The following is a 12,302-nucleotide window of genomic DNA, read 5'->3' as shown; positions in this document are numbered from 1 at the left end:
TGTGGTCCGGGGCAGTTGGACAAGATGCTGACCGAGGCACGCGGGGTGACGCGGTGGCTGGCTGAGGGCGCGAGCGTGCCGCAGCAGCAGGTGATCCGCGATTTCGCCAGGTCCCGTGCCAAGGCGCTGAAGGACATCAAGGACCGGTTGCCGCAGCACCGGCGGGCCCAGATGCCCCGCTGGAAGAAGAAGCAGAAGGCGCGGCCGAGTCTGAACTACACCAGGCGCGGTTTTAGCCTCAAGGACGGCCGTCTGCACCTTGCGGGCCAGATCGTGCTGAGCGTGGTGTGGTCGCGGGACCTTCCGGCCGACCCGTCCAGCGTGCGCGTGTACCAAGACAGCCTCGGCCATTGGTACGCGTCGTTCGTCGTTCCCGCGCAGGCCGAACCGCTCGCCCCGACAGGGCGCGTGCTGGGAGTGGACTGGGGTGTGAAGGAGACCGCCACCACCACCGACGACGCCTACGATCTGCCGCATGCCGAGCACGGCAAGCGGGCCGCGCAGCGGCTGGCCCGCTATCAGCGGATGATGGCCCGGCGCCGGCGGCCCAAGGGACAGCCCGCATCCGCCGGCTACCGCAAGGCGCAGGCGCAGGCAGCGAAGCTGCACCAGAAGGTTGCGCGGCAGCGGGAGGACACCGCCCGCAAGTGGGCCAAGTCGGTGATGCGCGGCCATGACGGGGTGGCGGTGGAGGACTTTCGGCCGAAGTTCCTGGCGAAGACGACCATGGCTCGTAAGGCGGCTGATGCCGCCATCGCGGCGACGAAGCGTGCCCTGTGCGAGATGGGCCGCAAGCACGGGCGGGATGTCCGTCTCGTGCATCCCGCGCACACCACGATGGACTGCGCAACGTGCGGAGCGAGAACCAAGCACGCACTGCCTCTGGCGATGAGAACGTATGCCTGCACCGTGTGCGGAGTGGTGTCCCCCAGGGACAAGAACACCGCGCGCGTGATGCTGGTCCGGGCAGGTTGGAACCCGGACGGTGCCGAGGGCGTAAGACCACCGGGGCCGCAGGCCCAGGTGGCGGCCTGAGCCGTAAATCCCCACTCAACCCTGGAGGGTAGAGAATCCCCTCCCTTCAGGGAGGGGAGCCTTCAACGGTCGGAGGTGTATTCCTTGGGTTGGGAGCGAATGAGTCCGCTGAACGGTGGAAGATTCGCGCGCCTGTTGCCTCCTTCTTCCGACTTCTCGATGACGCGCGGCAGGCTTCCCGGCATGAATCCAGACTCAGCAACTCATCGGAGAAGTGCCTGGATGAAACTCGGGCAACAGTTTGTCAAGTCGGCAGCCGTAGCGGTGACTGCGATCGCCCTCGGTTCCGGGAGCGCATACGCACAGGGCGACCCCAGGGTGTCCTCTCTTCTGGGGAAATCACCAACCACTCCGGCCTGCACACAGAACGCCGGCTGCTTCCAGGGCGCGAATGCTTCCGCGCCTTCAGGTCACCGGGGCGGCGTCACAGGCTATGAGATCGTCAACGGCGAGTATCACGACCTCGAGCCGGGTCAGGGCAGCTCCGACACGGTGCGGTGTCCTGCGGGGAAGGCAGCCATGGGAGGTGGGTTTCAAGGAGTCGGTCCGACTATTTTCACAGCGAACTATACGATCCCGGTGCCAGCAACCCCGAGTTTGAGTTCAGGTTGGACGGTCCTCGTGCACAACATCGGCACGACGCTAGGGACGTTCAGCGTCTACGCCGTGTGCGTCGACGAAGCAAAGCGATAGTGCCCTATGACGCCATGACAACGAAGTGGCCGTTGACATGCGCGACCGGCCTCCCACAGACGGCGAGGGCGAGGGCGAGGGGAGGTGGTAGCGCCCGGGGTTCGTCACGTCTCCACCCCTCACATGCGGCACCGCCGCCGCATCCAGTGGGACGCGGTCCGGCAGGCGCTCACCGGCGCGGCACGGCAGGGGCCGGACTAACGGCGGCCCCCTCCAAGCGAGCGGACGGCGCTGGCAACACCCGAGCGGCGGCACGGCAGTCGGCACGGCACGCGGCAGCATGCCAGCAGCACAGGCGACCGGCTACACGTTGAGCAGAAGCTGAGCGCCTGGAGCAGCGGCTTGCGGAGGACGGGACCGCCGGGATCTATCTGCGCAGAACCATCCGCTGGACGCAGCCGTCCACCTCGACCACTGCACCATGCCCGCAAAGCGGCACCTGTCCCCTCAGCCGACGACACTCGCAAGGCCCTCGCCGACACGGCCTTCTTCCGCGCCTGCGAAGTCTGCCGCCCGGACCGAACTGGGCCCGCTCGATTAGGCGCTGCGCGGCCGACGGCCCGAATCCTTCTTCACAGCGGCCAAGACCGGCGCGGGGCAGCGCCTCGGCCCGCGCCAGCCCGGGGCGGGCCTGGCCGAACACGGCAAGTCCCACCACCCGATCACGCCACCATGACCACCACGGGCCTACGAAACTGAACACTCGCCGCATAGGACGGGGACGGACACGAAAATGACTCGTGGGTGAGTCAGTCGGTCAGGCTGTGATGGGTTCGAAGCGGATGGTGGGCCTTCACTCACGCGGCGAGCGTGAGCTTAGCGGTGTGGTGTCGGCGTTCGTATTCGTTGGGGCTGAGGTGACCGTTGGCGGAGTGCCGGCGGCGAGTGTTGTAGCGGGTCAGCCAGGCGAAGACCGTCCTTCTGCAGGTGGTGGCGTCGCCGTAGTCGTGGGCGCCCTGCAGGGTCTCGCGTTTCAGGGACGCGGGGAAAGCTCTCGCAGGCCGCGTTGTCCGCACTCGTGCCGACCCTGCCCATCGACCTGGTCACTTTGAGCTGGTCGCAGAGGTCGGCGAAGGACCTGGAGCCGTATTGGGCCCCGTGGTCGGAGTGGAACAGCGCCCCGTCCAGGCCGCCGCGGGTCGCGGCCGCCATCCGCAGGGTGTCCTGCACCAGGCTGGTGCGCATGTGGTCGGCGATGGACCAGCCGACGACCTTGCGGCTGAAGCAGTCCAGCACGGTCGCCAGATAGAGGAACTCCCCTCCGGCAAGCGGAAGATACGTGATGTCGCCCATGTATTTCAGATTGGGCTCAGGGGCGGTGACGTCCCGCCGGAACAGGTCTGGCACCAACGGTGATGCCGGGTCCACGGCGGTGGTGCGGACCCGTCTGCGCAGGCGGATCCCGGTGATCGCGTCTCGCGCATGACGCGGGCGACCCTCTTTTCGTTGACCAGCACTCCGGCGTCGCGGAGTTCGGCGGTCACCCGCGGGGATCCGTAGGCGCCACCGGAATCCGCGTGGACCTGGCGGATCCGCTCGGCCAGGAGCTGATCGTCCCGGTGCCTCGCCGCCCTCGCCTGCCTGCCGGCCAGCCACTTGTAGTAGCCGGAGCGGTTCACGCCCAGGACCTGGCAGAGCCGCTTCACGCCGAAGGCGTCCCGGTGGTCCTCGACGAACTGGAAGCGGCTCCTCACCAGTTGGTCTCTCCCGCGAAATACTTGGCCGCCTTGCGGAGTATGTCCCGCTCGGTCGCAAGCTTGCGCTCACTCGCCTCCAGCTCGGCGACCCGGGCCTCCAGCTGCCGGATCCGCTCGTCGGGATCGGCAGCCGGCGCCGTCTGCCCGGAACCAGCCGGAGCCTTCCTGGCCCCGGGCCGGCCGACAGGGCCAGCACCACGGCGTTCACGGTCCCGCAGTACCCACTCCCGCAGAGTGGCCCGGTTGATGCCCAGGTCAGCGGCGATGCTCTTGTACGTCGCCCCGGGAGTGGACTCGTACAAGGCCACAGCATCGGCCTTGAACTCGTCCGAGTAGTCCTACATCGCCATCGGCGGTCTTCTCACTTCCTCCGGATCAAGCAGATCCAGTATCAGCGTGTCCACCACTCAGGGGGAGGCTCCAACACCTTTCCCGCCAGGTGTAGCCCCCGGGAACGTTCACGCCGACGGAATCCCAGAAGGGCTACCGACCATTCGTCGAGGGGCGCAAACGGGTGAACGCTTTTAGGATGAAGCCCTGCTCGATCGATGGAATGCCTATTACTCACCGTTTCATTTGGTCACCCTATGTCCCATCTGTCCGCTCGCCTGCGTCGAGGGATCGCGGGTGCCGTCAGTGCGGGGACGCTGATGGCACCCCTCGCCCCGGGTCCGGCGTGGGCTGTACCTGCCTCTGCGCCCGCCACCCCGGCCGTCGGCTCACCCAGCCCGACCCCTACGAATCTGGCCGTCCGCAACCTCACCCCCGACGTGGCGCGGCAACTGGACGCCGCCGTCCAGAAGGCGATGAGAGGGGCGAACGTGCCCGGCGCCACCGTCGGCGTCTGGACGCCGGGACAGCCCAGTTACGTCCGCTCCTTCGGCGTCGCCGACAAGCGCACCGCCCAGAAGATGACGCCGAACCTGTACATGCGCATCGGTAGCGAGACCAAACCGTTCACCGTCACCGCGCTGCTGCAGCTGGTGGATGACAAGAAGGTCCGATTGGACGACCCGATCGGCAAGTACATCGCCGGTGTCCCCAACGGCAACAAGATCACCTTGCGCCAACTCGCCGACATGCGAAGCGGGCTGTTCAACTACGACGAGGATCCGGCCTTCGGCAAGGCGGCCTCGAACCCGCAGCGCCACTTCACGCCGCAACAGTTGCTCGCCTACTCCTTCAAGCACCCGGTGCTGTTCCCGCCCGGACAGAAATTCTCCTACTCCAACACGAACACCGTCCTGCTCGGACTGCTGGTGGAGAAGGAGACCGGCCAGAGCCTCAGCAACTACATCAAGGAACACATTCTCGCCCCAGCCGGGCTGACGCAGACCGTCCTTCCCACCAACAGTGCCTTCCCCACTCCACACGCGCAGGGCTACACCAAAAACACGATCGACGGCAAGGAAGCCAATGCGACCGACTGGAACCCGTCCTGGGCCTGGGCCGCCGGCGCGATGATCTCCACGCTGAAGGATATGCACACCTGGGCACCCATGGTCGCCACGGGCCGACTCCCCGACGGCAAGCCGATGGTCGATGCCGCCACGCAAAAGCAGCGGTTGAACATGTCGCGCATTGTCGACGACGTGGGATACGGCCTGGGCGTGTTCGACGTGCAGGGGTGGATCGGCCACAACGGCTCCCTGCCGGGCTACCAGTCGTTGACCCTCTACCTGCCGTCGACGAAGACGACGCTGGTCGTGCTCCTCAACACCGACGTCAAGCCCAAGGGCCAGCTGCCCAGCACCCTGCTGGGCGAAGCGATCACAAAGATCATCTCGCCCGGACACGTCTACAGCCTGCCGAAAGGTTGAATCCCGTCTCCACCGGTCCGGTACGGCGCATGCGTATGCGTCAGGTTCGGTCTCTGCGAGACCGGTGTGCCCGCCTTCACCGCATGCGAGCGCCCGCTGCCGGTGACTCCGTCGGTGCGTCGGAATCCAGTGCGGCCGTCGGTCGTCACCTCGGCCGAGTTGTCCAAGCGGCTCACCGCCGCAAAGAAGACCCCGGAGCGGGCTCAATTTATGGGGCCTATCCCGGACTTGCCACCGTCCTTCGCCAGTGCGGTGTCTGGCCGCCGGCCCCGGCCCGCAGACGCGTCCAGCACTTGCCGGGGCGTGGGATCGCCTACGAGAAGCGGGCGGTGAGGCAGGCGAGACGCTCGCCGGCCATGCCGGCCATGCCGGCATGGGTGCTGGTGTGATCCACGTGGATCACCACTGAGTTCGCCTGGCCCTCGCGGAAGGCCCACTTCACATGCGAGGTCATGGTGGCCTCGCCCTTGGCATTGGTGATGAAGTCCAGCCAGACCTCGTTGTTCTTGTTGGCGTACGCGGGGTCGACCGAGGGCTGCACCGGGTCCTTCTTGTCCTGGTAGTGCGGACCGGCGTCGGCGGGCTGCGCCCCGCACGCCTTGGTGTGCACGTGGGAACCGTACCTGCGGTTGGGGCGCAGCCCCGACACGGTGAGGCTGATCTCCCTCCCCCCGCCCTTGGCCTCGGACTTGATGGTGACCTTCGCCCCGGTCGGCACGAGGCCGGTGTTATAGGTGACCCCTGCGGGCTGCTTACCGGAGGCGGCCGGAGCGGCGAACGTGGCCGAGGCCAGCAGCGCGGCGCTGATACCGGAACTCGCCGTGGCCGTTGGTGTCCCTGCCCCGGAAACCGACGAGCCGGAGGAGCAGGCGACCAAACCGCCGGTCATCACCATCGCCCCCGTAAGAGCCGCAACAGAATGACGCATCTCTGTTCTCCTCAGTTGCACCGCGGCCCATGACCAGGCGGGCACCTGCTCCTCGCCGATGAGAACCCATCAGGGAGGACCGGGCGGGTTGGGGGCCGCATGAGCTCCCGGGCACGACATCCCAGGGGCGTTTCCACACTCCCTCCGCCCGAGCCCGCCCGCCATCCTGGATGCGCTGTCCAGGTGATGTAGGGCGGCGACCGCGCGGCGCCGCAGGTCGCGATGATCGCGGCAGTGGCTGTCGAGGACGGGATCGCGCAGATGCTCAAGCAGAAGAAGGGGCTCGCAATCGCCGTACTGAGCCATGGCGAGGCGGCACTGACCGAACTCTCCGACGCCGAACCGGCCGAACTGGTAACGATGCGCCACAGCACCACGCCGTGGAGCACGGCAGAACCCGAATGGCTCTGGCGCTCACGGGAGATCGCCGAGCTCCTCGGCGACGTCACCCTCGTCGCCACCTACCGACAACTCGCCCGCTGGACCGAGAAAGGATTGATCAAGAGGGTCCGACGGGACGCTACGCGGCGGTCACACAGGAAACGGCGCCCTTTGCGTGAGCTGCAAAAACGCTAACTACCCGGCCTTGGGGCAACGCTCGTGGGCTTGTGGCGTTTGTCTTGAAACTGGTCCTTGTAGGTGGAACCGGTGGTCCCGGTTGTCTCTCATGGAGGGTGGGAGCGGAGCGCACCTTGTGGGTTTGCTCCTTCATTGACATCCGGTGGGCTGGGGTACGTGAGACGCCTGCCCGAACCGATACGTGGAAGGACGATCTGGATGACTACACGGAAGCGTGCCATTGCGGCTGCGGGAGCGGTGGCGGCTGTGCTGATGGGCACAGCTGTGGCGGGCAGCGCTTCGGCCGGCACCGTTGTCGCGGCTGCGGTGTCGGCCTGTCGTACCGCCGACCTGACCGCTTCGTTGCACGGGTCCCAGGCGGGTGCGGGCAACTTCGGCAAGACGCTTGTCCTGGCCAATTCCTCGCACCGTACGTGTACGGTGACCGGCTATCCCGGCGTGGGCCTTGAGAACGCCAAGCACAAGACGCAGCGGATCAAGGTGGTGTGGGGGGCTACATATTTCCAGCGTGATCCCGGCCGCCACACTGTGACGCTCAAGCCCGGGCAGGCGGCCACGGCCGGCCTGGCCTGGAACGCTCCGCAGGGCCGCGCATCGCGCACCCCGGCCTATCTTCAGGTCACCCCGCCCAACGAGCGCACCCACCTGACCATCCCCTTCGCCCCCGGGGCCATCGACGCCGGCGCCCTGCACGTCACAGCCCTGGCCCCCCAGAAGCCCGCCAAGCCGACGAACCCGCTGAAGGTCTCCGTCTACAAGTCCACCAACCACGGACCGGTCGCGGGCCCGCTGCGCCCCGGGGAAACGGCGGATGTCGTGGTCTCCGGCTGCGGTTCCGGTGCTGAGGGACTGACCACGTCAAAGGCATTCGTCGGCGGCTCCGCCCAGCTGGTTCCCTCCGCTGACCGCCCCACTTTGCAGGGCTTCCCAAAGATCGCCAAGGTCGCTGCCGGCACCTACCGGGTCGACGCCCAGTGTCCCGACGTGCCGACCACCGCTGTCACCACCATCACCGTCAAATAGCCCGTCACCTGCGCCTGCACCCGCCGGCGTCGTCAGCCAGGCAAACAGCGGTGGTGAATCGTTTCCACAGCAAGTCCCGCACGACACCCGGTCCCGTATTGGCACCTATCAGGACTGCAACGCTGGTTCGGGAACGTAGCTTTGCGACGGGGAAGAGCACAGCATCGTCCAGGCAGTGTGTCCTGCTCGGATCCCGCTGAGGCCGGATGAGAGCCACGCTTTTCGTGGCGCCCTGCCATGCCAAGGCGTGCGAGCCGGACGGGGTGTTTCAAGATCAGAGCTTGACGAGGCCATGTCTCGTGCAACAGAGCGGGTTAGCCGTCCACGCTTGTACAAATAGGAGGTTTTCCATCATGCCCGTATCCCGCACCACGGTGGCCGCCATCGCGGTGGCAGCAGCCGTCGCCGGCACGGCGTTGCTGGGCGCATCTGGTGGCGCATCTGCGACCACCGCCGGCGCCTCGCACAGCTCCCTTACCGTGAGCAACGGCTCCCAGTACGTGCTGATCGGCGGGCACGAAGTCAACTTCGGCGTGCCGGTCAGGGACTTGGCCTGGTCCCCGGACGGCGCGAGGGCCGCTTTCATCGACGGCTCCGGCAACCTGGACATCGCGGGCCCCAACGGCAGGGGGCGCGTCGTGGTCGCCAAGAACCCCGGGGGCCAGAACTGGTCGCATCCGACCTGGCAGGTGACCGCGAAGGACAGCCGCAACGGTGTCCCGGCCAAGGACAACCTCATCTTCGCCGCCCGCTACAAGGGCGTTGACCGGCTGGAGTACGTCTCTGCCAAAGCCGTCCACGGCACACCCAAGCGGCTCCCTCTGAACGGGGAGCCCGAGCCGAACGGGCAGCTGCCGCAGACCGGCAACGTCTGGCCGAACGCGGCCGGCTATCACGGCACCTCGGTCTACGCCAACACCAGCACGGGAGAGGTGTACATCCGGGATGACTACCTGCGCCAGCAGGGCGGCAAGCTGACCAAGGGCTCCCAGCCGGCGCTGGCACCGAATGAGGAGAAGGTCGTCTTCGTCCGCTCCGTGGCTGGTCATGACCACCTCATGGTCGAGGACCTCGAGCATGGCAACAAGATCAGGGACCTCACCCCGCACGCCACCACCGACTACACCGAGCCGGCCTGGTCCCCGGACGGCAAGACACTCGCAGCACGCACCCCGGCGGGCACGGTGACCCTGCCGGCCGAGGGCACCGGCCACCCGGCGAAGGCCACCTCGGTAACAGGCCTGGCGGCATATCGCCCCTGACGTTGAATCGTGGCTCAACGGCCTGTCAAGTTTCCTGGGCAGCCCCGTGTGCGGCCGGGGGTGCCTCTATGTCCTTCGTCAAGCGATCTGTGGGGTTCGGGGTTCGTAGAAAGTTCCGTCGCGGAGCATGGCGAACAGGACGCTGATGCGGTGGCGGGCGAGGCGGAGGAGGGCCTGGGTGTGGGTTTTGCCCCGGGCTCGGCAGCGGTCGTAGTAGCCGCGGGAGGCGGGGTCGTGCAGGGCGGCGAACGCGGACAGGAACGTCGCGCGTTTGAGCTGGCGGTTCCCGCCTCGCGGAGCATGTTCGCCGTGGATCGAGGTCCCCGACGATTTGGTGGCCGGTGCAAGGCCGGCGTAGGAGGCCAGGTGGGCGGCGCTCGGAAACGAGCTGCCGTCGCCGACGGTGGTCAGAAGGACTGTTGCGGTCCTGACGCCGAGGCCCGGCATCGACGTCAGGACCTCGGCAAGAGGGTGGGCCTCCAACAGGGCTTCGATCTGGGCCTCCAGTGCCCGGCGTTGTTCATGGACGGCGGCCAGCGACTTGGCCAGCGACGGCACGATCACGTCCAAGGTGTTGGTGCCCGGGACGATGACGGTCTGTTCGTCGAGGGCGTCGAAGACGTCGTCGACGAGCCGCTGGGCCATGCGCGGGGCCTTCGGCCGTATCACCTCGACGAGCTTGCGGCGGCCGGCCTTGCGCGGGTGACTCCGCCCGCGATCGGGCGGAGTCAAATGCGCCGGGTGGTCACTTCGCCGTGTTGTTGGTGCCGGTGGCCCACAGGGCTCCGCCCTTGCCGGGACCTCCGTAGCTGCTGTAGACGACGAAGTTGCCGTCGTTTTGCATTATCGCCCAGGCGCCGGGGTTGTTCTCGGTGTGGATGGACCACAGGGCCCTGGTGGGGGTCTCGTAGGGGCTTACTCCCCAGGGGTAGATGGGGTATTTGCCGGAGGCCGTGTAGACGACGAGGTTGCCGTCCGTCTGCATCACGGCGTACGCGCCGCCGTGTCCCTCGGTGTGGGTGGACCACAGGGCGACGCCGTCACGCTTGCGGTACAGCACCAGGTTCCCGTCGTACTGCATGACCAGGCGGGTCAAGGTTCCCTCCGTCCACCAGCCCGGCGGGAGGGTGCGGGCACCGAAGGCCTTCGGCGCGACGGGGATCACGGGCGTGGGCGGGTAATTGTTGGGTGGGGGCGGGAGCGGGACGTTCCAATGGCAGATGTTTTGTTGCTCCCAGGCGCTCATCACCCTGGTCCTGCCGACGAGCGCGCTGTATTTGCCGTCCGTGCCGTCCACGACGGGCACTTTCCACGTGTCGGTGGCGGTGTACGTGCTCTGGCCGTTGATCGGTTGGGGGTACGTGATGGTGTAGGTGGTCGTTACGTCCTGCACGAGTTGAGCGCGCTCAAGCCAGCCGACAGAGCCACTCTTGACAGTGACCGTAGTGGCGTCGCCCGTCGTGTTTTGGATCTGCCATGCATGCTGGTAGGTGGTGCTCATATGGAGCTTGATGCCGGCGATCACTTCGCCGAGGAAGCCGCCCGGGGTGATCTCCCCGCCAACCTCGACACCGATGGAGTTCTCCTCCCCGATCATCTGCATGTAGTCGAACCGTCGTTGGCTATCGCTCTGGGTGCAGTTGTAGTAGAAGGGATCATTAACGCTGACCACTTCGTAGCGGCCGAGGTACGCGAGACCCACAGAGGAGACTTTCGACGTGCAGTTGAATTGGTAGCCATTGAGGCAGTCATTGATGACCTTGTAGCTGGTCACCAGATCGTCCGCCGTCGCCGATGTCGCTCCCAGCACCATTCCCGTACCGGCAGTCGTCAGCGCCATCACTGCCGCCAAGGTTCGCCTGAACCGCGTCCACCGCAGATACTTGAGCATGTGCGATCCCCTCCATTCGCCTGTAGGGCGGTCGGCCGTCAGCGTCCGAAGCGACGCGGGAAGCGGCTGCCGTCGGGGGATGAGGGGAGGGTGACAGCAGGGTCTGTGGCGAACAAGTGACAATGTGTAAGAGTTCTTTACACTTTGCTGCAATGACGCAGCCCGGGGAGGATCAGCGGCCTGTCCCACACCGTGCCGCGTGCTCGCCGAAGACCGCTTCCGTCGGGCTGTCAACGAACGCGGCAGAGTCGTCGACGTCGACAGGATCAAGGCCGGTCCGAGCTTGCTGGAGAGGCTCCGCCGCGAACGCGCCGGCAACGCCGTCCCGCAGGCGCGAGCGGCACCGTGTGGCCGTGTGCTTGCCATGCGCACCGCACGCCACCGTGCACCGGGGCAGGCTGCTGCCTTGGCCGGGTGCACAAGGCACTGCGGGCAGCCATGGCCCAATCGCCATCGATCCGGACGAGTACCTTCTGTCCCTGCTGCTCGTTGAGCTGTACTTGAAGGCTCCCCTCCCTTCAGGGAGGGGAGCCTTCAATCATTCCCCCTAGATCCGACAAGCTTCATGTACTTGTCCCAGTCCCAATTCGGGCCAGGGTCAGGATGAGTTGCCGAAGGAACTTCACTGTGACCGAGGACGCGAGTCCGGTTTGCCGGGATATCGTATTTCGCGCATAGGTGCGCGGTTAGGGCAGCGGAGGCCCGGTACATTGCCTCCGAGTAGGAAGGCTGCTGCAGCCAGCCTTCATGTTCGATGCCGATGCTTCGTGTGTTGTAGTCCCAGTTCCCCGCGTGCCAAGCGATGTCTTTTTCGCGCACACACTGGGTGACACGGCCGTCTGAGGCGCGGATCAAGTAGTGCGCAGACACCAGTGAACTGGGGTCCTGGAAAATCTTGACCATGGTGTCATAGCTGTCCGTGGTGAGGTGGATGATGATGAAATCGATGGGATACGTGCCGGGGCGAGAGGACGGCTTGTAATCTGACGAGGCCGCCGGCAGCCATACGGCGGACGGGTAATCGACGCTCTTTGAACGGGTGGGCGGCCGGTGTGGCGGGCCCAACAGGGGGTCCGCGTTATGGGGGGCAGGGGGGCGTTCGTCTGGACGCCTTCGAGAAACCGTGGAGCAGCCCCCGATTGATCCGCCAATCGCCCATGTAGCACCCAAGAGACGTCTGCGGTTCATCAATGATCGTCACTCCTGTTGGCATGACAGGCAAGGTGGTCGTCATACGGTACCTAGGGCACGATCAGTAAAACGGCATGAAATCGCGCGCCAGGGTAACTTCTCCTTGCTCGTGCGCAGGCGCGGGAAGCAGCTGCCCCGGATTTGTGATGCGCGCGTTCCAGTGTTGCGGGGCTGACAAGCCGT

Annotated in this window: 8 protein-coding genes and 2 pseudogenes; 5 read left to right on the top strand and 5 right to left on the bottom strand. The window is 66.3% G+C overall.

The features are described 5' to 3' along the window. Positions 1-1,035, top strand: a 1,035-nt coding sequence (locus AB0D93_RS40190) for a transposase (RefSeq protein ID WP_362131292.1), incomplete at its 5' end; no start/stop codon positions are given. Between the two features lie 1,490 nt (positions 1,036-2,525). Here the strand turns inward: AB0D93_RS40190 and AB0D93_RS40185 are convergent. Beyond that, a pseudogene (locus tag AB0D93_RS40185) lies at positions 2,526-3,733 on the bottom strand (IS3 family transposase). Positions 3,734-4,012: 279 nt separating this feature from the next. Between AB0D93_RS40185 and AB0D93_RS40180 the strand changes: the two are divergent. Continuing rightward, a complete protein-coding gene (locus AB0D93_RS40180; protein ID WP_362131289.1) occupies positions 4,013-5,245 on the top strand; it encodes a serine hydrolase domain-containing protein in 1,233 nt (410 codons plus the stop codon). A gap of 313 nt (positions 5,246-5,558) precedes the next feature. On the opposite strand, the gene AB0D93_RS40175 is transcribed toward AB0D93_RS40180, so the two are convergent. Next, on the bottom strand, positions 5,559-6,173 hold the full coding sequence (locus AB0D93_RS40175) for a superoxide dismutase family protein (RefSeq protein ID WP_362131286.1): 615 nt from the start codon (positions 6,171-6,173) through the stop codon (positions 5,559-5,561). 234 nt (positions 6,174-6,407) lie between these two features. Here AB0D93_RS40175 and AB0D93_RS40170 point away from each other — a divergent pair, with 234 nt between their 5' ends. From AB0D93_RS40170 to AB0D93_RS40160, 3 genes are all read left to right on the top strand, one after another. Beyond that, positions 6,408-6,749, top strand: coding sequence for a hypothetical protein (locus tag AB0D93_RS40170; RefSeq protein WP_362131283.1), 342 nt, complete (start codon positions 6,408-6,410; stop codon positions 6,747-6,749). A gap of 201 nt (positions 6,750-6,950) precedes the next feature. Further along, positions 6,951-7,775 carry a DUF4232 domain-containing protein gene (locus AB0D93_RS40165; RefSeq protein WP_362131280.1) on the top strand — a complete coding sequence of 275 codons (825 nt, stop codon included), beginning with the start codon at positions 6,951-6,953 and terminating at the stop codon, positions 7,773-7,775. 353 nt (positions 7,776-8,128) lie between these two features. Continuing rightward, positions 8,129-9,037, top strand: coding sequence for a hypothetical protein (locus AB0D93_RS40160; protein ID WP_362131277.1), 909 nt, complete (start codon positions 8,129-8,131; stop codon positions 9,035-9,037). Positions 9,038-9,115: 78 nt separating this feature from the next. Here AB0D93_RS40160 and AB0D93_RS40155 read toward each other — a convergent pair. The 3 genes and pseudogenes from AB0D93_RS40155 to AB0D93_RS40145 form a co-directional block, all read right to left on the bottom strand. Continuing rightward, positions 9,116-9,736: pseudogene (locus AB0D93_RS40155) on the bottom strand (transposase); the annotation flags it as partial. A gap of 46 nt (positions 9,737-9,782) precedes the next feature. Then, entirely contained in the window at positions 9,783-10,928 is a 1,146-nt protein-coding gene (locus AB0D93_RS40150) for a hypothetical protein (protein ID WP_362131274.1), read from the bottom strand. Positions 10,929-11,462: 534 nt separating this feature from the next. Further along, positions 11,463-11,993 carry a peptidoglycan recognition family protein gene (locus AB0D93_RS40145; protein WP_362131271.1) on the bottom strand — a complete coding sequence of 177 codons (531 nt, stop codon included), beginning with the start codon at positions 11,991-11,993 and terminating at the stop codon, positions 11,463-11,465. Between the last annotated feature and the right edge of the window lie 309 nt (positions 11,994-12,302).

The sequence above is a fragment of the Streptomyces sp. NPDC048191 genome, assembly GCF_040652655.1.
Classification (GTDB): domain Bacteria; phylum Actinomycetota; class Actinomycetes; order Streptomycetales; family Streptomycetaceae; genus Streptomyces.
The sequence above is the reverse complement of the archived record's forward strand: the minus strand, read 5'-3'. Positions and strand labels throughout refer to the sequence as shown.